Source organism: Secundilactobacillus collinoides DSM 20515 = JCM 1123, assembly GCF_001435975.1.
GTDB classification, from domain to species: Bacteria; Bacillota; Bacilli; order Lactobacillales; family Lactobacillaceae; genus Secundilactobacillus; species Secundilactobacillus collinoides.
Genome location: NZ_AYYR01000004.1, coordinates 13,216 through 35,958, shown reverse-complemented (window position 1 = coordinate 35,958; position 22,743 = coordinate 13,216). Strand labels below are relative to the sequence as shown.

General features: G+C 48.1%; 20 protein-coding genes. 14 read left to right on the top strand and 6 right to left on the bottom strand.

Translation table 11 applies throughout. The features are described 5' to 3' along the window. Nucleotides 1–273: hypothetical protein (locus FC82_RS17065; protein ID WP_235809140.1), on the bottom strand; the 273-nt coding region annotated here is incomplete at its 3' end. Between the two features lie 163 nt (nucleotides 274–436). Further along, entirely contained in the window at nucleotides 437–1,072 is a 636-nt protein-coding gene (locus FC82_RS00705) for a nitroreductase family protein (RefSeq protein WP_054761588.1), read from the bottom strand. Between the two features lie 200 nt (nucleotides 1,073–1,272). On the opposite strand from FC82_RS00705, the gene FC82_RS00700 reads away from it, so the two are divergent. Beyond that, on the top strand, nucleotides 1,273–2,298 hold the full coding sequence (locus FC82_RS00700) for a threonine aldolase family protein (protein ID WP_056995941.1): 1,026 nt from the start codon (nucleotides 1,273–1,275) through the stop codon (nucleotides 2,296–2,298). Nucleotides 2,299–2,604: 306 nt separating this feature from the next. Here FC82_RS00700 and FC82_RS00695 read toward each other — a convergent pair whose 3' ends face one another. From FC82_RS00695 to FC82_RS00680, 4 genes are read right to left on the bottom strand one after another with little or no spacing between them, the layout of a single operon-like run. Next, nucleotides 2,605–3,477, bottom strand: a complete 873-nt coding sequence (locus FC82_RS00695) for a lysophospholipid acyltransferase family protein (protein ID WP_054761585.1) — start codon at nucleotides 3,475–3,477, stop codon at nucleotides 2,605–2,607. Further along, a complete protein-coding gene (locus FC82_RS00690) occupies nucleotides 3,474–4,421 on the bottom strand; it encodes a glycosyltransferase family 8 protein (protein ID WP_056995940.1) in 948 nt (315 codons plus the stop codon). The genes FC82_RS00695 and FC82_RS00690 overlap by 4 nt, the downstream gene beginning before the upstream one ends. After that, on the bottom strand, nucleotides 4,422–5,255 hold the full coding sequence (locus FC82_RS00685; RefSeq protein ID WP_056995939.1) for a glycosyltransferase: 834 nt from the start codon (nucleotides 5,253–5,255) through the stop codon (nucleotides 4,422–4,424). Continuing rightward, entirely contained in the window at nucleotides 5,252–6,034 is a 783-nt protein-coding gene (locus tag FC82_RS00680; protein WP_065101523.1) for a hypothetical protein, read from the bottom strand. The genes FC82_RS00685 and FC82_RS00680 overlap by 4 nt, the downstream gene beginning before the upstream one ends. 419 nt (nucleotides 6,035–6,453) lie before the next feature. On the opposite strand from FC82_RS00680, the gene FC82_RS00675 reads away from it, so the two are divergent. The 13 genes from FC82_RS00675 (at nucleotide 6,454) to FC82_RS00620 (ending at nucleotide 22,708) form a co-directional block, all read left to right on the top strand. After that, the gene (locus FC82_RS00675; protein ID WP_056995938.1) at nucleotides 6,454–8,262 is read left to right on the top strand and encodes an ABC transporter ATP-binding protein; all 1,809 of its coding nucleotides are present in this window, start codon (nucleotides 6,454–6,456) and stop codon (nucleotides 8,260–8,262) included. Between the two features lie 392 nt (nucleotides 8,263–8,654). Continuing rightward, nucleotides 8,655–9,350 carry a response regulator transcription factor gene (locus FC82_RS00670; protein ID WP_054761570.1) on the top strand — a complete coding sequence of 232 codons (696 nt, stop codon included), beginning with the start codon at nucleotides 8,655–8,657 and terminating at the stop codon, nucleotides 9,348–9,350. Continuing rightward, a complete protein-coding gene (locus FC82_RS00665; protein WP_056995937.1) occupies nucleotides 9,347–10,735 on the top strand; it encodes a sensor histidine kinase in 1,389 nt (462 codons plus the stop codon). The genes FC82_RS00670 and FC82_RS00665 overlap by 4 nt, the downstream gene beginning before the upstream one ends. A 268-nt stretch (nucleotides 10,736–11,003) precedes the next feature. Further along, nucleotides 11,004–11,192, top strand: coding sequence for a teichoic acid D-Ala incorporation-associated protein DltX (locus FC82_RS00660; RefSeq protein WP_054761564.1), 189 nt, complete (start codon nucleotides 11,004–11,006; stop codon nucleotides 11,190–11,192). Between the two features lie 21 nt (nucleotides 11,193–11,213). Continuing rightward, complete coding sequence (gene dltA, locus FC82_RS00655; RefSeq protein ID WP_056995943.1) at nucleotides 11,214–12,701, top strand: D-alanine--poly(phosphoribitol) ligase subunit DltA; 1,488 nt, start codon at nucleotides 11,214–11,216, stop codon at nucleotides 12,699–12,701. Beyond that, entirely contained in the window at nucleotides 12,694–13,911 is a 1,218-nt protein-coding gene (dltB, locus tag FC82_RS00650; protein ID WP_056995936.1) for a D-alanyl-lipoteichoic acid biosynthesis protein DltB, read from the top strand. The genes dltA and dltB overlap by 8 nt, the downstream gene beginning before the upstream one ends. Nucleotides 13,912–13,923: 12 nt before the next feature. Next, nucleotides 13,924–14,157, top strand: a complete 234-nt coding sequence (gene dltC, locus FC82_RS00645) for a D-alanine--poly(phosphoribitol) ligase subunit DltC (RefSeq protein WP_056995935.1) — start codon at nucleotides 13,924–13,926, stop codon at nucleotides 14,155–14,157. Further along, entirely contained in the window at nucleotides 14,154–15,416 is a 1,263-nt protein-coding gene (gene dltD, locus FC82_RS00640; RefSeq protein WP_235809139.1) for a D-alanyl-lipoteichoic acid biosynthesis protein DltD, read from the top strand. Before dltC ends, dltD begins: the two co-directional genes overlap by 4 nt. Nucleotides 15,417–15,860: 444 nt before the next feature. Beyond that, entirely contained in the window at nucleotides 15,861–16,970 is a 1,110-nt protein-coding gene (locus tag FC82_RS00635) for a lactate oxidase (protein WP_054761560.1), read from the top strand. Nucleotides 16,971–17,159: 189 nt separating this feature from the next. Further along, nucleotides 17,160–17,396, top strand: coding sequence for a hypothetical protein (locus tag FC82_RS16840; protein ID WP_162260911.1), 237 nt, complete (start codon nucleotides 17,160–17,162; stop codon nucleotides 17,394–17,396). Nucleotides 17,397–17,698: 302 nt separating this feature from the next. Next, nucleotides 17,699–19,108 (top strand): APC family permease, encoded by a 1,410-nt coding sequence (locus tag FC82_RS00630; RefSeq protein ID WP_056995934.1) that lies wholly within the window; start codon nucleotides 17,699–17,701, stop codon nucleotides 19,106–19,108. A 423-nt stretch (nucleotides 19,109–19,531) separates the two neighbouring features. Beyond that, complete coding sequence (locus tag FC82_RS00625) at nucleotides 19,532–21,166, top strand: peptide ABC transporter substrate-binding protein (protein ID WP_056995933.1); 1,635 nt, start codon at nucleotides 19,532–19,534, stop codon at nucleotides 21,164–21,166. A 786-nt stretch (nucleotides 21,167–21,952) separates the two neighbouring features. After that, nucleotides 21,953–22,708, top strand: coding sequence for a YveK family protein (locus FC82_RS00620; RefSeq protein WP_054761559.1), 756 nt, complete (start codon nucleotides 21,953–21,955; stop codon nucleotides 22,706–22,708). The last annotated feature ends 35 nt before the right edge of the window (nucleotides 22,709–22,743 follow it).

Here is a 22,743-nt window from a genome sequence, read left to right as displayed (position 1 = left end):
AGTCGCTTCTGCAGTAGCCCTCAGCCTTGCGGAACTCGTTTCCGCTATGAGGCCAAGACCCACGTCGCAAGCACTACTAAGACGATTAACCCATAAAAGTCCGAAGCTGACTTTTATGCCCAGAGTCGCTTCTGCACTAGCTCCCATCCTTGCGGTACTAAGCACAAAAGAAATCCAAAAGACAGTTTTGCTTCCATAATAAAAGACACCCCAGACCGAAATTCCATAGTTGAATTTCAATCCGGGGTGTTTTTTATGGCTGTCAGCAACCATTTGCTGCAAGTCAAGGCTAAAGCAACTGAGCATGCTCAAGCGATTATTCCGGTGTTATTTAGACGGCTCATTAAATCCTGTCTCAATCTCGTTTTTGCCGTCACTGCACGACCCAAGGAAAATGAGTAGCCGCAAATTGACAAGTTCGACGCGTCTTTGACTGCTATCTGAAACTGAGAATTTGTTGTGCGGGCAGGCGAACCGATCCTGCTGAAGGCTGAGCAGCCTTTCCCACAGCCACCATAATGACTGGCACATACCGGGTGGCATCGAGGTCCAGCGCGGTCGCAATTTTATCGTGGTCGTAGCCCGTCATCGGACCGGTTTCGAACCCGTGTGCGCGGGCAACCAGCATAAATTGCATGGCTGGGAGGGCAACATCCAGGGTGAAGGTGGTCACTAAAGCTGGTGTTGGCATCGCCCCGTAGACTTTTTTTACGATACCGACGAGGTGGTCGCTGACCTCCTGCGGCATTTTGCCAGCTTTGACAGCCTGGTCAAAAACGACCTGGGCGTTTTCTGAAGCTTTTAAATCAGCGAAAAACAGCACCAGAGCGGAAGCTGTTTCATTTTGATGGGCGTTGGCGGCCATCAGCGGTTTGATTTTTGCTTTGGCCTCTGGTGAATCGATAATCACGATTCGCCACGGTTGCACGTTGATAGCTGACGGTGCCGAAACGGATTCAGTGATCATTTGTGTCAGTTCCACACGACTGATTTTTACTGAAGGATCAAAATCGTGGACCGCGTGCCGGCCCTCGATGATCTGTTGGAAATCGTTATTTTTAAACGTTGACATGGACATCAACCTCTTTTGATAAATTTAATACTGCTTGCATTTATCATACTGGTTTTCGGTCACTTGTCAATATGACTGCTGAGCTGGTATCACGGTAATGAAAACGGTTACCGTCTATGAACAATGTTCCTGAAAAGTGGTAAACTGGTTATCGTAATTTCATTTCACGTTAACCAAGACGACTATCGGAGGCAGACAACATGCTAGCATTTGCAAACGACTATTCAAAGGGCGCTCATCCCGCAATTTTACAACGGTTCATTGATACCAACCGCGACCCGCAACCCGGGTACGGTCAGGATACATATTCGGCAAGCGCTGCTGAAAAGATTCAGGCAGCTTGCGACTGCCCGGATGCTCAGGTGACTTTCATCGCTGGTGGGACGCAGGCCAACGCGGTCATTATTTCAACGGTTCTGAAAGATTATCAGGGCGTGATTGCAGCTGATACCGGTCACGTCAGCATTCACGAAGCCGGTTCGATCGAATATACCGGTCACAAGGTTTTGACGATTCCGGGGCACGATGGCAAGATTGACGCCCAAGAATTGGCAGCTTACATTCGTGGCTTTTACGATGACGAAAATCACATTCAAATGGTTTATCCGGGCATGGTCTACATTTCTCAACCGACCGAATATGGCACCCTGTATTCAAAACAGGAATTGACTGCGATTTCTGACGTCTGTCACCAGTATGACATTTCGTTGTTCATGGACGGTGCCCGGTTGGGCTACGGCTTGATGAGTCCCGAGAATGACCTGACGCTGCCGGAAATTGCTAAACTGGTCGATGTTTTTTACATCGGTGGGACGAAGGTTGGCGCGCTTTGTGGCGAAGCCGTCGTGTTTACGCACAATAACCAACCGGAATACTTCAATAACCGGGTCAAACGACGTGGTGCTCAATTGGCTAAAGGCCGGTTAATTGGGGTTCAGTTCGAGACACTGTTTACGGATAATCTGTACTTCAAGATCAGTGCGCACACCATCGAAATGGCCGCCCAGTTAAAGGCTGCTCTAACGGAAAAAGGGTACCAGTTCTTCATTGCCTCGCCGACTAACCAGCAGTTTGTGGTAGTAACGAATGAGAAGCTGGCTGCCTTGAAGCAGGAGGTTGATTTTAGCTTTTGGGAAAAGATTGATGATGACCACACAGCGATTCGGCTGGTGACTAGCTGGGCAACGACGGAAGAAGAGATTGCGGCCCTGAAAGCTGTGTTATAGCGCAGGGGTGAAGATACAAAACAAGGCATAGGACACATTAAAAGGGTCACTTTCGTTGTTTTCGCTCGCTTGGACTTGTGACTCGGGCATCATCTAAACGACCCCCACTAAAAATCTTAATTGGGATTTTTAGTGGGGGTCGTTTATATTCTTGGGGCCAAAGCGTTTTTTACCCCAATTTTTCAGCGACATGATTAGCGCCTAGGTTAAAAGATCAGGCGCGGACTTTTTTGATGCTTTCGTCTAAGCAGTGCTTGCGACGTTTTTTAAGCGGTCATAGCCGAAACGAGCGCTTGGCAAAGTGCTTTACGCGCCACCTCTTAACCGCCCTGTCCACCCGGCAATATCAGTCTGCTTAAACGCATAGGTCAATGGCTGATGATAGGCAGCTTCATACGCTTTGCATTTTTGCTGATAATCCTGGTGCATCATTGCGAAGCTATTATCGCGAACGGATTTCTCAGGATCGGGGTAAATGACAGGCAGGATGTGCAGCACATAGCTGACCTCATTAAAATCAGCTGTTTTCGCATGACCTGTGTCCCTGATCTCGACAAAGCACGAAATGATTGGGGCCTTCAATTGGGCCGCGTATTGGTAGGCACCGCGCTTTGGTGGTCGCGGTTTGCGGTAGTTGAACCACATTTCCTGTTCTGGATAAATCAGGATGTTGTGGCCGTCCTCTAGAACGCCCGCCATTAACTTGGGCAGAGTCTTGCCAACGTAGTGAACGCTGTCGGTGAGTGGAATCGTATCGATGTTGCGCATGATGTAGCCCAACAGACCCGTCATGTCGAAATTGGTCAGTTGGCTGATCAGGTAGAGCCGTTTCATTTGAAGGCCGCGTCGCACGACCATGTTTTCGTACGGGCTGAAATGGTTGCTGGTCACGATGGCTCCTTGATGCAGGTCACGCAAACGTTCCTGACCAACAACGATAAGCTTACGTGTCTGCCAGCGGGTATCCACATTGAGCAGCGTTCTAGCAACCAGATTATTGACCTGATAAGAAAGGTGATCTTGATGGCGGAGATAGGTTTCGAGTTCTGCCTCAGCTTGAGCGGCACTCAACTGCGGGTCACCGGGCTCAACCTTGGCATTGTAATCTTGGCGTTTGATTGCCTGTTGGATGTTGGCAATAACCGGCTCGCGATTAGGTAAATCAGTCACGGCACTCATATGACCACTTCTTCCCGGTTTTGGTCACGAATCTGACGAAACGTGTTGGTCGCAGTTGCCTGGGTTTCTGCGACCTTTAAGATGCGTTGGAAATTTATTTTATCAGCAGCCTTTGCCGTTTCGCTGTAGGTGAGAAGACTCGTCCGCATCTCGGCATAGTAGGGCGTTTGTTTGGCGTAATTCCAAAAGTAGCTTTCGTTTGCGACATTTGTGTAGTGCCAGGGTTTAGCGAATAGATTGAAGTGGATCAGTGATTGATGGGTGCTAGGCCGCGTTTCCATTTGGACGTTCCAAGATGGGTCCAGTAGGGCAGTCCGTTGCTGACACATGGCGTTGAGATAGTCTTGATCGGGTGCTAAACAGGTAACGTGGTAGGTGTTCAGCAGGTTCAAGAAGACGGAACTGAACTGCATTGCCCGCAGTGCATGCAGGTTCATCACCAGCACGCCTGAGTTGATGTAGTGGTCGGCAGCAACACCGATTGCGTTTGTGGCGTAAGCGGCCGTGACTGGTTTCCCAGCGATGGTCGGGTCCTTTGCGGCAGCAATCAGGTTGTCCCCAATAGGTGTGCTGTATAGGTGACTGATATCATCGAGCACAACGGTGTCGGCATCCAGGTAAACAGCCTTGTCATATTGCGGAAACAGATCGGCAATAAATAATCTGAAATAGATGGTAAACGTGAAATAATCCATGCGCAGTTTGTTGTCTGTGTCGGTGATCTCAGCTAAGAGGGCCGGATTGATCTGTTTAAACGTGAGGTGGAACCGGCTGGCAGTCACCAGCGACTGCAATTTAACACGGTTGGTCTTGGAAAGGTCCTCTGCCATGATGATGATCTGATAGGTGTTACTGGGGTTCGCGTTCGCCATGAGGGACTGCAACGAGACGGCTAAATAAGGTGCGTAATGGTTATCCACGGCGTAAAAGATAGGTATGGTCAATTAGGCCACCTCCTTAAGTTGCGGTTCGAGTGCTTGATACTGGGACAATAGGGCATCGTACTCATGCAGTCCCAATTCATCGTGCATTTTAGATACCTGCCAGGGCTTTACCGTGAGTGTGTGAACCCAGGGGAAAAGCCGAAAACTGGTCGTGAAATGCTGTAACACTGTGTCGCCATGCAAGCGGCGCTGTTCGTTGAATTGTCGTGGCAAAATGCGCTTGGCAACGGCCAATTTGTTGAGTGCGGATTGATTGGGCATGAAGAGCTGTTTGTCACGACAGAGCTGCCGGCAACGTCTCAGGAGACCCGTTTGCCGGATAAACTTTAAATTCATGAGCAGCACGCCGGAATTCAGGTAATCAAAACGGGTTATCTGATTGTGGAAGAACCAGCGGCCGTAGTAGTCGGGCACACCGGCAATTTCCACACCGGATAACGGCTCGTGGTAGAGGTCATCGAGTGATTGGCGACAGATGACATCAGTGTCTAAATACAAGAGCCTATCCGGCAGTTCCGGTAGTTGGTCGCAAAACAGACGTAACATACAGTAAGGGGTGAACAGGGTGTCCATATTGGCCGTTGGCATCTCAGCGTTAAATTGCGAGGTGATGTCGATTTTTTGGATAGTGTTATCCGGATCATCCTGCTTTAATTGTGTTTCCAAAAAGGCAACGGTTTGGTTTGACAGTGGTCGGTAGGTTTTCTGAGCTGTTTGCAGCGTCGCCGTTAGAATATAAATGTGCAATGATTGCTGATGATGGTGGCGCAGCGACAGAATCGAAAGCAACAGGCCATCTGCCATGTTGGCGTCGCCACAGTATAGAATGTTCATTTTGACGCCTCCCTTTCGTAGTGAATGTATTCAATTGTGTTGTGGTCACGGCACCGCTTTTTAAGTTGGGCAGTAACTTGCTGGCAGAGTTGTTCTTGCTGCTGAGTGGCAGTCAACGCCGCGTCTGGGAAGAACGGCCCGTCAACGAAAACGGTCATGGCAGGTCGGTGCCGCCAGTGCGAGCGCTGATAGGTGGTTGTCACCGAAAAAGTTGGCGCTTTGGCCGCAACTGGGTAATGAAACGTGGCTCGGGAAAAGGGCCGGATCTTGGTATAGTATGGCCAAACGTGGGCCTCTGGGTAAACCATTATGGCGCGGTTCTCGGCTAAACGAGCACGAATCGCTTGGGTGAATGCCGGCATTTGATGAAAGTCGGAAGGGACGATTAACGCGCCCATCGGGACCACCCTGCCGATAACGGGCACGCCCAAATTTGCCGGTGCCGCCAACGTATCGACACGCTGCGGCTTGGTGACCAGCATTGGCATGAAGACGTCGCCAACTGGTTGGGTGTGGTTGCCGTAAAGAAAGATGCCGGTGTGTCGATAAGGTTTCAGCACTGCTCTGTTCTGGATACGAACCCCGCGCCAAAGCCGCCAGTATAACCAGCCAATCAATCGGAAGAGCCGATAGACGACGTTTGCAGTTGCGCGGTAGACAGGATTTGTATGAAGCCATTTGAAACCTGCGCTGAGGGACTGATGCTGCTGGTTAGTGGTCACAAAATCGTCAGTGTAACTGCGATAATACCTGGTTTGATGAGTGGCTGTTTGAGTCAACAAAATTCACCTCGAATCGCTAAAATTATGGAAAAAGGAACAGTTATTCCGAAAATGGTGTGTTGAGCGCTCACTCAACTTTTGAAATAAAAAATAAAGTGTGTTAAAAATCAATTGCAAATGTAACAGCGTAAAAAGAATAAAAATGTGTTGAGCGCTCACTCAACTTTTTTCGCAAACTCACCTGTCCCTTTCTCACAAAATCAGTATAGCACCTTTCAACCAAGTTACAAGCAAAGTTAGGCTGGCCTAGAAAATAAATCATGGTTTTTAAACTGATTACGTTTAAATGTTGATTATATGAGCTAATTGCTGGTGTTTCGGCACTGAAGGCGGTAAGCTACTATGGCGAAATTAACTGAGACGGTCGTGATTTGAGGGGCTTCACGGCCTGGAAACTAAAGAGGGGGCACGTTAGAATGCAAGCATCGTCAAAACAAACTGAACCAAACATCCTGCAAGACGACTTAGATAACCAAGATAATTCACTACTAGATATGTTTAAATTTGTTTTCGGCAAGGTACTCAATAGGCGCTGGCTGCTGATCGTCAACGTTTTGGCACTGACCATTATCACGTTGCTGCAATTTGTTATGCCGCAAATTGAACAGTTCATTATTGATAAGGTCATTCCGCAGAAGGATTATACCTGGCTCTTCACGGCCATCGGTGCGCTGTTGCTGACGGCACTGGTGCTCGGTTTGTTTAACTACGTGTCGACCTACTACATGAGTGTCATGAGTCAAAACGCGATTACCGAGTTGCGGAATCAACTGTATCGTTACTTGTTAAAGATGGATACGAAGTTTTTTGAATCCAGCAAAACTGGGGATCTGATGACCCGGCTGACCAGTGATATTAACAATTTGCAGAGCCTGATCTCTGCTAACATGCTCAGCATGATCGGCAACATCTTCACGTTCGTTGGGGTGTTGGGACTGATTTTTTACATTAACTGGCAGATGGCACTCGCTGTAAGCCTGACGTTCCCGTTTGAGTTTTTGGTCTACCGGGTCTTTCGAAAACGGATTCGGGACGCTTTTCACCGAGCCCGGGCTTCTCAGGCACGGATGTCTAACCAGATGCAGCAGACGCTGACCCAGATCGACCTCATCAAGAGTTTTACTAGTGAGGGGCTGGAATCCAAACGGTTCGACAAGGTTGCCCAGACGAACCGGCAGGACTTAATTGATGCCGGGCGCAACCAGGCCATTTTCAACCCGCTGATCGACGGTATCAACTACGTCGGTACCGCCATCATTTTGCTGCTGGGGGCCTACTTTATCATGCACGGCGAGCTGACCGTTGGGGCGCTGGTCGCCTACATTACCTATGTCGCCATGGTTCAGAGTCCGATTCAATCGTTTACGCGGCTGTTGAACCAACTGCAGCAAGCACTGGTTTCTTACGGTCGTATTCAAACGATTTTGAAGGAAACGCCCGCAATTGTGGATGATGACGACCCGGTGGCGTTTCCAGATCTCAAGACCGGGGTAGCGCTGGATAAGGTGAACTTTTCTTATGACGCGAAAGACAATTCTAAGAAGGACGAGCCAACGTTGCAGGACATCAGTTTCACCATCCCGTATGGTAAAACAACCGCGTTAGTCGGGCATTCCGGTTCCGGTAAAACGACCATTACGCGACTGATTGACCGGTTCTATGACTTGCAGGGCGGCGACATCACCTTTGATGGTGTGCCCATTAAAAAAATTAAAATGGCGGATTTACGGCAACACATTGCCATCGTCTCCCAAGACGTTTTCATTCTCGATGGCAGTATCAAGGACAACATTCTGTATGGCCGGCCGGATGCGACTGATGATGAGGTGTGGCATGTGATTGACATGGCGGACCTCACGACCTTTGTCAAACAGCTGCCGGACCAGCTCGACACACAAGTTGGCGAACGGGGTGTCAAACTGTCCGGTGGTCAAAAACAACGGTTATCGATTGCGCGTGCCCTGCTTAAGGACGCACCAATCATCATTTTAGACGAAGCAACGGCCAGTTTGGATAACGAGTCGGAAAAGGCAATCCAGCACGCCCTGGACAACCTATTAAAGTCCAGAACATCGCTGGTGATTGCCCACCGATTGTCAACGATTCATAACGCGGATAAAATTGTGGTCATGGCTGCTGGTAAAGTTGTTGAACAAGGGAACCATGCGAGTTTGATGGTCCTGAACGGCACCTATGCCGGATTGTACAATGCCCAATTTGAATAACTGTCAGGGGTCACGGGGATAAATTCAGTTTATCTGACGTTAAATCCGTAATTTGTTATTCGTTTCAGTTACGAGGAAAGTGTGCACAAAGATTAGGGCTATTGATGCTATCAGTGCATAAGGTGACGCCTTGACTGTGCCTTCGGTAGACAAAAACAATGCGCCGTACATGAAAGCGATACTGATCTATGTGATCCTCAGCAACCCAAAAGCGGGTCGCCGGGGATTTTTTATTGCGAGCATGACAGTTGTTCAAAAAAATGATAATAAATGCTAAAATTCGCCAATCATCGTAGGGAACATGCTAAACTGGCCGTACAAGTATGTAAAACTGGCACCACATGGCCAGTGTGTCCGTTGGGGACAAAAGTTGATTAAGGAGAAAAATCGTAATGAAAGTCACTATTTTACTTGTTGAGGACGAAGACAGCCTAATCTCGTATCTGCAACAAGAACTGCAATTTGAAGATTATGATGTGATCACGGCGACGCGGGGCGAAGATGCGCTGGAGAAGTACGCTGCTAATAAAAACAAGATTTCACTGTTGATTTTAGACTGGATGCTGCCCGGACTTGACGGGTTAGCCGTTATTCGGCGAATCCGCAAACAAAACGACGATGTGCCGATCATCATGATGACCGCCCGAGATTACGTTGGGGATAAAGTATCCGGTCTGGATGCCGGCGCCGATGATTACATCACTAAGCCGTTTGACATTGAGGAATTATTGGCGCGGATCCGGGTCATTTTGCGGCACAGTGAGCAGCACACGAACCGCGATGAGACCTACCAGCTTGGCAACCTAACGTTGGATGCCAAAGCGCGCCAGGTGACCTATGGCGATAACGTGGTGCAGCTGACCCAGCGGGAATATGAATTGCTGCTGACGATGATCCAACACCAGGGGGAAGCCCTGACCCGCGATGAGCTATTAGATCTCGTCTGGGGCGTGAACTTCGAGGGTCAGGTCAACATTGTCGACGTGTACGTCCGGTACTTGCGGACAAAGCTGGATAAGTATTCTGACCAGCCGCTGATCGAAACGATTCGCGGTGTGGGCTACCGGCTGGGCGAGGAAGCCAAATGACAAAGACATTGTTTAATTCAAGTGCTGCCCGGATCACCCGCGTGTACGCGCTGATGCTGGTCATTGTCACGCTTTTGACAAGTGCTGCGGTCATTTCGTATGCTGGGGCTAATTTGATTCACGTGCGCCAGGAGGCCACAGAAAGTACCATGAAGGGTCTGAAAAGGTCGTTTATCGGTGACCGCTCGATGTGGAACTGGTGGCGCTTTAGCCGGGCTAATGACACGAAAAATACGTTTATTCGAGTCATTACTAATCCGGTGCATAAAAAGGGCCAAACGTTCTATTCGAAAAACGCCCAGCGGTTTTTGAAAAAAAGCAAGGCAAAGCCCAGCGACCCATTGCTGCTGGGGCACATTGCCCGTTCAAAAAATAATGTTTATTACTACCATTTAAAATCAGTAACGAAGCAGGATGTTAAGGAAAACGAAACGGGCGTTCAGTACGATGTCTGGTTAAGGCTGGATGATGTCATTGATCTGATGGGGAAAATTGTAGCGACCATTCTTGGCATTGCACTGCTGAGCTTTATTATTGGGACAGCGCTGATTTATTGGGTTGCTAAGCGCCTAAACCGGCCGCTGGTGCAATTGACGCGCAGTTCGAAGATTCATACCAAGGATGTTGAAACTGCCGGGACCGCGCAGTTACCAGTGCCGAAAACGCCACAGGAAGTCCACGATCTGAGCATTGAATTCAACCACCTCTTGGCATCGTTGAACCAACGGTCAGAGGCGGACCGCCAATTTGTTTCAAATGCCTCTCATGAACTGCGGACGCCGATTGCCGGGATTCGCGGGCATGTCGAGATGATCAAACGCCACGGTGATGAACACCCGGAAATCATTCCAACGTCACTGGACTTTATTGACAAGGAATCCAAGCGGATGCAGACGATGATTGAAAACCTGCTGAAACTGTCGCGCGCCAGTCAGCGCTCACTCGCACTCAGTGATGTCGATTTGAGTGAAACGGTCACCGGCATTGTCGAGCGGTATCGTGACGGTTTGAAGCGGCCAATCGAACTGGCAATTACGCCGGACGTGAAGGCGCGAACTAATGCCGACAGCGTGCAGCAGATTCTCGTGAGCCTGCTGGATAACGCGCAGAAATATTCGCCGACAGGCAGTGACATTAGAGTCGGTCTCACCAGTGACGGGCAGTACGCTATTATGACCGTGGCGGACCAGGGCCGCGGGATCACGGATAATCAGAAGACAAAGGTGTTCGACCGGTTCTACCGCGTGGACCAGGAGATCCCCGGAAACGGGCTGGGTCTCGCCATCGTCAAACAACTGGTTGTTTCCAACCATGGTCAGATCAAGATTGTGGACAACGCCCCGCAAGGCAGTATTTTTCAAGTATCGTTTCCAATTTCAATGTAATTAAAGAGTCCGGCACCGCATACCCGATTTGGGTGTGCGGTGTTTTTTTGATGTTTTTAAACGGGATTAATGGCTAAAAAATTGAGATGATAAAAGTGTCCCGAAATACTGATAAATCAGCATTTTAGACAGTCAGATAAACCCCTCGATCGCTGATTCTGAACGCGATTCTTAGAAATTCTAAGATGATGCTTACCAACTGTAAATAGTGCGGTTTGGCCATAGTCGCTAGAATGATGTCAGTTCATAAGGAAAGGACGGATGATTGATGGTGAATCCACTAATGAACGTCCACGGTCGCCTCGTCAATAAGGTGACCGCATGGGCCTCACAGAACACGGCAGTACTGCACTTTGCAGTCAAGACCGTCAGTTACTTTCTCATAATTTTAGCGCTGGTCTATCTTTACGACTATTGCGGTGTGAACGGCGCACATTTTATTTATAACGAATTTTAAAGAGCCAAGGGGAAAACGATGATGATTAAAAACATTTTAGTAACGTTAAGTCAACAAGCCGCACAGCATCCAGAGCAGGTCGCCTTTGATTACCTAGGTCGGACGAATACCTACTCGGAGTTAGAAAAACGGTCCAACAGTGTGGCCAACTATTTGAAAACGTGTCATTTAACACCGAAAACGCCGGTGATGGTATATGGCGGCCAGACCTTTGACATGTTGGTGGCGTTCATCGGCTGTGCCAAAGCAGGCCACGCTTATATTCCGGTGGACACGAATTCTTCGACGGACCGGCTGACCAGCATTATGCACACCGCGGAGCCGGAATTGGTGATTGCCGTTGAGCCGTTGCCGATCAAGGTGGTGGTTCCGGTGACGTCGTTGGCCGATTTAACAAATATTTATCAGACTTTACCAACAGTATTCGATGAAAAAACGGCTATTGATGATACCTTCTACATTATCTTTACGTCCGGTACAACGGGGAATCCAAAGGGTGTGCAGATCACACAGCGCAACCTGCTGAGTTTCGTGAACTGGATGAGTACCGCATTCAACTTTGAGAAACGCAACGTGCTGTTGCAGCCGCCGTTCTCGTTTGATTTATCGGTGATGGCATTATATCCAACACTGATGAATGGCGGCACACTGCGGGTTTTGCCACAAACGGTAACCGCAAACTTTAGCAAAATGTTCACCACCCTGGCAAGTTTGCCGCTCCAAATCTGGGTCTCAACGCCGTCACTTGTTGATATTTGCTTATTGGATCCCTACTTTGACGACAAACACTATCCAGACCTCGCCACCTTCTTATTTTGCGGTGAGGAGCTGACACACCAGACTGCCAGCAAATTGAACGAGCGGTTCCCGCAGGCCCACATTATCAATACTTACGGCCCAACTGAGGCAACGGTGGCGATGACATCGGTTGAGATCACCCCAGAAATGTTAAGAACCTACGACCGGTTACCCATTGGTTACGTCAAACCAGGTACTCAGGTCACCATTGACAGCAGCGGCGTGGATGAGCCGGGTGAAATTATCATCGCCGGGTACAACGTGTCGAAGGGCTATCTGAATAATCCCGCCAAAACGAAGAACGCCTTCTTTGAAACAAACGGCTTGCAGGCATACTGCACAGGCGACCTGGGTTACTTTGATCACGACCTGCTGTTCTATAAGGGCCGGGTGGATTTTCAAATCAAACTCAACGGGTACCGGATCGAACTTGAGGAAGTCAACCACTTTCTGTCCGAAGTCACTCTGATCAAGCAGGGCGTGGCGGTGCCAAAATACGACCGTAACCATAAAGTCAGCCAGCTGCTGGCTGTGGTGGTGCCAAAGAGTCCGCATGAACCCAGTCAGATGGCGCTGCGTCAGGAACTGAACGGCAAACTCATGCCCTACATGGTGCCGCAACGGTTCATTTTCCGCGAAACGCTGCCGCACAACGTGAACGGCAAGGTAGACATCAAGGCACTGATCAGCGAGGTCAACACACATGCCTAATTTGTCACCGTACGCTGACCCGCAATACTTTGTGCTTCTGGTGGTGACCCTGATCCCCGTGATGCTTGGCTTGTATTACGGCAAACGATTCCGAGTGTACGAAACAATTTGGACGGCGGCGTTTTTATTGCTGACGTTTGGCGGTATCAAGTGGCACCAGGGGGTCATGCTGGTGGCGTATGTTGTGTATCAGTTGGCGTTAGTGATGGGTTATGACCGCTATCGCAAGCGGTATAACCAGACCGGTGTCTTCGTCGCCCTCGTTGTGTTAAGTGCACTGCCGCTGGCTCTGGTAAAATTATCGCCGGCTGTCCACTTGCCTAAACTGGCCTTGCTGGGGTTTCTTGGCATCAGCTACCTGACCTTCAAAACGGTGCAAGTCATCATGGAATTGCGCGACGGTACGATTAAGGAAGTTTCACCGTTTTTATTTCTTAGATTCTTACTGTTCTTCCCAACGATCACATCGGGGCCGATCGACCGCTACCGTCGTTTTCAGCAAGACGATGTTGCAGTTCCATCAAGGCATGACTATCTAGAACTGGTGAATACCGGTGTGATGCGCATCTTTCAGGGATTTGTCTATAAGTACATCATCGGTTACATCTTCGGCACGCTGATGTTGCCGCACGTGGCGCATCAGGTTCTGATGCACCGGAGCGCGTTTCTCGGCACCGGTTTGTCATGGCCGCTGGTCGCCTACATGTACGTTTACAGTATGTATCTGTTCTTCGACTTTGCCGGCTATAGTTTGTTTGCGGTGGGCATCTCGAACCTTATGGGCGTCAGAACACCGATGAACTTCAACGCGCCGTTCAAAGCGCAGAACATCAAAGATTTTTGGAATCGCTGGCACATGTCGCTGTCGTTTTGGTTTCGGGACTTTGTCTTCATGCGGTTTACTTTCTTCGTCATGAAGCACCGACTGATCAAGAACCGGATCCGTGTGTCGCAATTTGCCTACTTGGTGAACTTTCTCATCATGGGTTTCTGGCACGGGGTGACCTGGTACTACATCGTTTACGGCTTGTTTCACGCGACAGCCATTATTATCAATGACATTTGGCTGCGTTATAAAAAACGACACAGTGCGCAATTGCCGCACAATCGCTGGACACAAGCGTTAGCGGTGGTGATCACTTTTAACGTTGTCTGTCTCAGCTTCCTGATTTTTTCAGGCGAACTCAATACACTTTGGTTTAAACATTAAGGAGAAATGATAATGTCAAACGAACAAACTGTTTTATCTGTCTTACAAGAGCTTACCGCAACCGATTTAAGTGGCCAAATGACCACGAACTTGTTTACGAGTGGGCTGTTAGATTCCATGGCCACCGTTCAAATGGTCATGGAGCTTAACGAACAGTGCAGTATTAATATTCCCATCTCAGAATTCGACCGAAATCAGTGGGATACCCCAGAAAAAATCGTGGCGAAAGTGACTGAGTTGCAATGAAACGCCATCCCATTTGGCAGATCTTCGGCCCGTTAATGATTGCGTTTGCTGGTGTAGCATTATTGCTGTTCGGCCCGCACCACAAGCCGGATGAGGCCGGTGCGCAGTCGGATGCACAACTGATCAACAAGGCAGCCGTATCGTTGTCCGCCAACGTTTACCGGGGACAGGCACTGAAAAACGAGGCACTTGATCTGGGGTACGTGCCGTTTTTCGGGTCATCGGAACTGTCACGGATGGATCCATTGCACCCAAGCGTCCTGGCGGATAAATACGACCGTAACTACCAGCCCTTTTTATTAGGTAAGCCGGGCACACAATCGCTGAGCCAGTTGATGGCGATGCAAACAATGGGCGACAATCTGGATCACAAGAAGGTCGTGTTCATCTTGTCGCCGCAGTGGTTTACAAAACAAGGACAAAATCGCCAGGCCTTTAACTACTACAAGTCTGCCATCGGCGACATGACCTGGACCTTACAGGCAACGAACACGCTGGTCGACCGCACCACGGCAAAACGCTTGCTGAAGGTGACCGGTAACGGCGGCGGGACGTTGCAGCGCAGTGCCTGGGAGCGCCTCGCGAAGGGTGATGGCCTGACAGAAAATCAGCGCGCTTACTTTGAGGGCCGGTTGCACGTCCTACAAAACGAAGACCACTATTTTGACAAACTGATGCTGCCTAACCGGTTGGGCAAACTTGCCAGGGCTGAGCAACACTTGCCAGCTGCGGACACAGCGGGAGCACTGAATCGGTTGGCGGATAAACTGGGTAAGCGGCACACGCATAACCGGTTTGGCATCAATAACGGGTTTTACAAACACCGGTTAAAACCAGCGGGCATCAAACACTTCAAAAACAGCCAGCGAAACTTTGATTATCGCCGCTCACCGGAGTATACGGATTTCGAACTCGTGTTGAACCAGTTTGCTAAACACCATATCAACGCGATGTTTATTCTGCCACCCGTGAATGACAAGTGGGCTGCGTACACTGGACTGTCACAATCGATGCTCAAACAGACCAACGCTAAGGTTAAGCAACAACTGCAAACGCAAGGCTTCACCAACGTGGTGGATCTCAGCAACCAGGGTGGTAAACGCTACTTCATGACCGATACGATCCATCTCGGTTGGCGCGGTTGGATTGCAGTGGATCAGCATGTAAAGCCGTTTTTAACGCAGCAGCAAACGGCACCTCACTTCCATATGAAGGGCTACTATCTATCAAAACAATGGGCGAATCGCATTGTAAAGTAACAAGTTGGCGATTGAACAGCGACTCGGTCGTTGTTACAGGGCAATCACCAACGATTTGCGATGAATCGTTTAACATTGACAAAACCGCGTTCAAGCATTGGGGCTTGGACGCGGTTTTTTATGCTGGTTTTTGAGGATGTGAAAGAAAATTAGGCATCACCGCTTGCTGCGTTGGCGTGATGAGCTTGACCGCTAACAGGTGTTGCGGTTCACCAGTATCGAAACAGGCTTCTTGGCATTGACCAGGCGTGACCCGAGCAGTCTCCGAGACGCGTTAAATTACGTTTTTGCTGTTGCGTCATCAAACGGGATTACAGCAGCCAGTTGTAAACAGCTGTCCGTTTATTTACAAAAAGTAAGTTAAAACCATTGACTTACTTTTTGTAAGTGATAGAGTAATAGACATTAAGACAAACGACATTACACATTTGGAGGGCTTACACTATGGTATTAACAAACGGTTACGAACAAAACGAAAATGAAAAGGCATTGGACATTTTAAACTTAACTGACCTGGAGAAACAGGCAAAGGCCATTATCCCAACTGGCGGGTTTGGTTACATATCAGGCGGTTCAGAAGACGAATGGACACTGCGTGCGAACCGGACGGCATTCCAGCACCGTCAGATCGTTCCAAAGGCCCTCAGCAACATTGAAAACCCAAGGACTGACACTTCCGTCTTTGGATTAGATTTAAAGACACCACTCATGATGGCTCCCGCCGCAGCGCAGGGTCTAGCTCACGCCAAGGGTGAAGTTGACACGGCTGCTGGGGTAGCAGCTGCCGGTGCTTTGATGGCACAGAGTACTTACTCATCAACTTCAATTGCTGATACCGCTGCTGGCGGTAACGGTGCGCCACAGTTCTTCCAACTCTACATGAGCAAGGACTGGGCCTTTAACGAATCATTACTGGATGAAGCTAAGAAGGCCGGCGTAAAGGGCATTATTTTGACCGTTGATGCAACGGTTGACGGTTACCGTGAAGCCGACATTATCAACAACTTCCAATTCCCAATTCCTATGGCTAACCTGACGAAGTTTAGCGAAGGCGATGGCAAGGGCAAAGGTATCGGCGAAATTTACGCTGCTGCCGCTCAAAAGATTGGACCAGATGATGTTCGCCGAATTGCCGATTACACTGATCTGCCCGTTATCGTCAAGGGTGTTGAATCCGCAGAAGACGCCCTTTACGCCATTGGCGCAGGCGCTGCCGGCATCTACGTTTCAAACCATGGCGGCCGTCAATTAAACGGCGGGCCAGCAAGCTTCGACGTGTTGGAGAGCGTGGCGAAAGGCGTTAACCACCGGGTACCAGTGATCTTTGATTCTGGCGTCCGTCGCGGTTCCGACGCCTTCAAAGCAATTGCATTAGGCGCTGACTTAGTTGCCATTGGTCGCCCAGCAATCTACGGGTTAGCCTTAGGCGGCGCCCAGGGTGTTGAATCCGTCTTTAACCACCTAAACGATGAGTTGAAGATCATCATGCAATTGGCCGGTACACAGACCATTGCTGACATCCACGGCGCACCATTGCTGGACATTAAGTATTAAGTTGAATATTCAAATCTATCATGATTAAAGCAGAAGCGGCTGAGGAAACTCGGCTGCCTTTTTTGTTTGTAGTGATCAAATGTGCCAAACGTGTCGCGGCACAGCGCAAGCTTGAGTGAAATGACGACCACTAAAAATTTCGCAACCATGAATACAGCATCATTGACATACAGATGAATTGAACGATTATTGATTAGTTGTCTTCACGATGACCAATTTCACTACGATACGAAGCTGGCTGATGATAGCCGATTAGGCAGTCGAGGGTGGATTCTCGACAAGCCGTCTTTGACTGGTTTTCAATGCTTGACAAAAGGCAACGGATACATTATCCGAGAGAAGAACAAGTACGAAACCAACTTGCGGCACGCAACGGGTAAGTTACCAGCAATGAGTACCAGCAGGACACCAAATTTTCTCATTTGACTTTAACATTCCCATTCAGGTATAATAACACCAATCAATTAACGAAAGGGGTATGACCATGTTAACGACGCGTTCATTAGAACTGAATCGATTTAGCTTCTTCTTTAACAAGCCTGGCTATCAAACCAGTAAGTTAGAGAAGATGTCTTAACATGGCAATCTCTTAACGAATTGGAAAGACAGCTAGGCGCAACGCTTCGGCTGTCTTTCCGGTGATATAACGCACCGGCGGACACTCTCCCCGGTGCGTTTTTTGTTTGGCTGGCTGACCGTGGATGGGACTATGGAAGGAATGTGGAAGAATGGAAAATACAGGCATTAATCGGCTGGTTGGTCGACTTAGACAAAAGGAAACACTGGATCGGTACCTTGATAAGGATAAAAAGCTGACGAAAACAATGGACGCGAAGGATCTCCTGCTATTAGGGGTCGGCACTGTTATCGGAACAGGGATCTTCATTCTGCCCGGGACCGTTGCTGCCCTCTATAGCGGTCCTGGTATCGTGTTGTCATTTGTGTTGGCAACGTTGGTCTGTGCAACGGCCGCGATGTGTTACGCCGAATTCTCATCGGCGTTGCCAGTTGCCGGGAGCGCGTACTCGTATGGCAACATTATCTTTGGTGAATTCATCGGCTGGATCATCGGCTGGGCACTCGTTTTGGAGTACATGCTGTCAGTGGCCGCCGTTTCCACCGGGTGGTCGGCTTACTTGATTTCATTTCTCAAGGGATTTGGTATTTCGATTCCCAAGGCGCTGACGGGGAGTTTCGACCCGGCTCACGGTACTTACATCAACATTTTTGCCGTCGTCATTGTGCTCGCTATCAGCTTATTGCTGACCCAGGGCGTGAAAACGACGACCCGCATTAATAACGTCATCGTGGTTGCCAAAATTGCCATTATTATTTTATTCGTCGTGGTTGGGATGTTCTATGTGAAACCAAGTAACTGGCACCCATTCTTGCCATACGGTCCCCACGGTGTGATGCGCGGTGCTTCGCTGGTGTTTTACGCCTACCTTGGGTTTGATTGTGTCTCCGCTTCAGCTGCTGAAGTGAAGAACCCGAAGAAAAACATGCCGATCGGGATCATCGGGACGCTAATTATTTGTACAGTGCTCTACGTTGCAGTTGCCGGTGTGTTGACCGGGATGGTCTCCTACACAAAACTCAACGTTGCCGCCCCCGTTTCATACGCGTTGCAACTGGTGAACCAAAACTGGGTTGCCGGCATTATCTCCATCGGTGCCATGGCCGGGATGTTCACGATGATGCTGTCCATGATCTACAGCTCATCGCGGTTGATCTACTCCATTGGTCGGGACGGCCTGCTGCCAAAACGCCTGGGTAAAATCTCAGACAAGCACCAAGTGCCAACGGTCAGTCTGACTGCTGTCACCATTGTAATTGCCGTTATGGGCGGGCTCGTTTCACTTGATCGATTAACGCAGTTGGTCAATATTGGGACGCTGATTGCCTTTACCATGATGTCGATCGGTGTCATTCCGCTGCGCCGTCGTCCAGATATTAAAAATGACGGTTTCCGGGTGCCGTGGTACCCAGTTTTGCCAATCATTTCGGCGCTGCTTTGCATTTGGATGTTGTCACAACTACCCGCTGAAACCTGGATCGTGTCAGGTATCTGGTTTGCCTTTGGTTTGGTGCTGTACTTCGCCTATGGTATTTGGCACAGTCAGTTGCACAAGGATTAACAATTTGCTGGAATCAAAATAGATGAGGGTACACCGCTGTGATGCTAAAAAGCGGTCAAACCAATACTCATAATTTAATACCTAATACCGGTATACGCTTTTATAATTATGTTGACTTATTGTAACCGTAAGCCTATGCTTAATTTATCAAAAACGAAGCCGGGAGGAAATCACATGTCTAATGCTTGCTGTTTAATGTGTATGTGTCAAAATAACAGGCTTACTGACTGTGGTTTCTCAAACGTTCATGAGGTTGCTGTCTTTGTGTTGTGATTTTTGACAGACAGGCTAAGTGAATCGCGAAAGTGCACCAGGGCCAGAAAGGGTCCAGGTGCACTTTTTTCGTGCTTTCGTTGGTGGAGGTGTGGCGTTTCAGAGAGGTGTTTAGCGTCATAAATTGGTTTTTTAGGAGATAAATGGGAAATGGTTAAGAAAACAAAATTACTCGCTGCGGTTATGGTAGCGGGAACCGCATTATTGCTGGCCGCTTGCGGCAAACAGTCGAGTTCAAGTGCTAAACAAGTGCTGAACTTGAGTATGTCGGCACCGATTGGGTCGTTAGATATTTCTAAATCGACTGATTTTAGTCAGACTGGGAACGTATACGAAAGTTTTTATCGTTTGGGGAAAAACGGGAAAGTGACACCGGGTCTTGCGAAATCTGGCAAGGTTTCTAAAGATGGGAAAACCTGGACGTTTAAACTTCGGAATGCCAAGTGGAGCAACGGATCTGCAATTACGGCACAGGATTTCGTTTATTCTTGGCGGCGAACTGTCACACCGGCAACGAAGTCACAGTATGCGTACCTATTCAGCAGTATTAAGAACGCCACGAAGATCAATGCTGGTAATGCAAATCCGGACACATTGGGTATCAAAGCAGAGGGCAAACACACCGTTGTCGTCACTTTGAACAAGCCCGTGGCCTACTTTAAAGTTTTGATGACGTACTCTTTGTTTGCTCCTCAGAGTCAAAAAATTGTGGACAAGTATGGTAAGAAGTACGCGACCAAGTCGCAGTACACCGTCTACTCGGGGCCATTTAAGGTCAAGAACTGGACGGGGACGGGCAACAAGTGGTCCTTCGTCAAAAATAACGACTACTGGGATAACAAAGTGGTCAAGTTAAAGAAAATTAACTACCAAATTGTTTCCAGCAACACAACGGGGTTGGATCTTTATCAGCAAAAGAAACTCGATTTGACGCCGCTTTCGAGCGAACAAGTTAAAAACTACAAAAACAATAAGGCTTTTAAACAGTACTCGTTTGCGTACATTACGTACCTGAAGTATAACTTTAAGGATCAAAATAGTGCTCGGCGTGCAGCGATTAATAACCGCAATATTCGGCTTGCCATCTCGCTTGCGATTGATCGAAATCAATTGACAAAAAAGGTGCTGGGCGATGGATCAACTACACCAACTGGTTTTGTTACCAGTGGCCTAGCCTCTGATCCAAAGACGGGCAAAGATTTTGGTCAGGAACAGAAGGTCAAGAATCGGGTCGTTTATGATAAGAAACTGGCTCAGTATTACTGGAAGAAAGGGCTAAAGCAGCTCGGAATAAAGAAACTGTCACTAACCGTTACCGCTGCCAGCGATGATCAAACGACAAGTCCTGTCACTCAGTATTTGCAGGCACAACTACAGAAGGTGTTACCTGGATTTAAGTTGAAGATTAAACAAGTTCCCTCACAAATTGCCAATGAGTACGGGCAAAAAGGTGAATTTGACCTGACTGTTTCAAGTTGGGGCGCTGACTTCAAAGATCCAATCACTTTCCTGCAGATTCCTGAAACTGGGACATCTTACAATTACGGTAAGTACAGCAACAAAGCCTACGATGCGCTGATCAAGAAGTCCGAAAACCAGGATGCGAATAATAAGGAAGCCCGGTGGCAGGACCTTGTAAAGGCTAGTCGGCTATTTACTAAAGATCAAGGGATGACACCACTGTATCAGCAAACCACTTCATACTTGCAGAATCCGAAAGTTAAGGGCATCATTCACAACACTGCTGGCGAAGAATGGAACTTTAAGACAACTTATATCAAGTAGAGCTTTGTTTTACAGCTTGATTTAACGCCGGCTGCTTTCGGCCATATAAGGCACCCTCACCTAAAATCCAAATCCGGATTTTGGGTGGGGGTGCCTTATATTTTGAAGTCAAAAAAGCCTTTTGCCTCGTTTGTCTTGATACGATTTGTCAAACAACTCTGGTAAAAATAGCGCGTTTTTAGGTGCTGAAGGCAATCGTATTTCGGGGGCAAGAGATGCTGCAAAAGGTACTCTGGCAAAAGAAGGCAAGTCTGACCCTTTTAGTCTCTCTTTGTTTAAATGGTGGTGTTCTTTGGCGTCGTAGCTGAAACGGGTACAACGGCGCAGTGGGTTATGCAGAAGCGATTCTTGCCCATTAATCAACTTTACTTTGAAATTAGATAAGCTAGTCAACAAGATGAGATCTGAATCAGCGTAGATATAAGTGAAACAAATTTAAAACTATTAGAAAAATGCAATGTATCAGAATAATTTCCAATACAATCTCCTTGAAATGTTTTAATCACGAAAAACATTCTAAAAAAATAAGAAAACAATGGTAAATAAAAAGAGCATTAAAAATGAAAATAGTGTCAAAAATACGTTATCTCATATAATATAGCGAAAAATTATGACACTATACGCATGAAACGGCCTGCTTTTAGGACATTTATCCCAGAGTGTTCATACTTATCAATTGATTTATCATACAAATGACTAGATAATATTATTACAAAATGATTAAGAACACTGATTGTACAAAAAAATGATTGGAACAATTAGCGGTTGATTAAGCGGGGGGAAACTATGGAAAAGAATTTTGACTTGCGGCGGGTGTTTGTCGTCATGCGAAAACATTGGTGGGCCATTCTTTTATGTACGTTGGGGGCAGCCATTATCGCGTTTGACTTCGCGGCGTTTGCGATGCCGCCTAAGTACACATCATCACTGCGCATTTTAGTGAACCAACCGTCTGGGACGGAAACGGCTGGGACGGCCTATCAGGACCAGCAGGCAAACGTTCAAATGATCAGTACTTATAAAAATCTGTTTTCAGATCGGTCTATCTTATCGAAAGTGAAACACAATTTAGGTGAAACGCGACAGCTTGTCCGACCGGCAAAAAAAGCGGTGTACCGGGTCGTTAAAGTTAAGAAACACGAAAAACGAGAATTAGTTTCCGCCGCAGAGCCCGCTGTATACGCGGACAAGACGGCCTATGACGTCTCAACGAAGACGCTGCAGAACAGCATTTCGATTTCAAATCAGCAAAATTCCCAGGTATTTTTCTTAAATGCAGAGGGGACATCACCTGATGAAGCCGCAGCAATCGCAAACGTGACTGCGTCCGTTTTTCAGGCACGTGTGAAGGCATTAATGCACGTTAATGAACTGACCATCGTTTCAAAAGCAATTCCTAATCACACTAAAACCTCACCGAAATTAGGCTGGATAACCTTTGCCGGGCTTGTGGTCGGATTTCTGATTGGACTTAGCTACGCGGTGATTCGTGAGCTGAGGAAGACAAAGGTTCAACCTTTGCGGCACGTTGTTAGCAAATAAATATAACTCGGGTATTGACGTGGTGTTTTTGATTG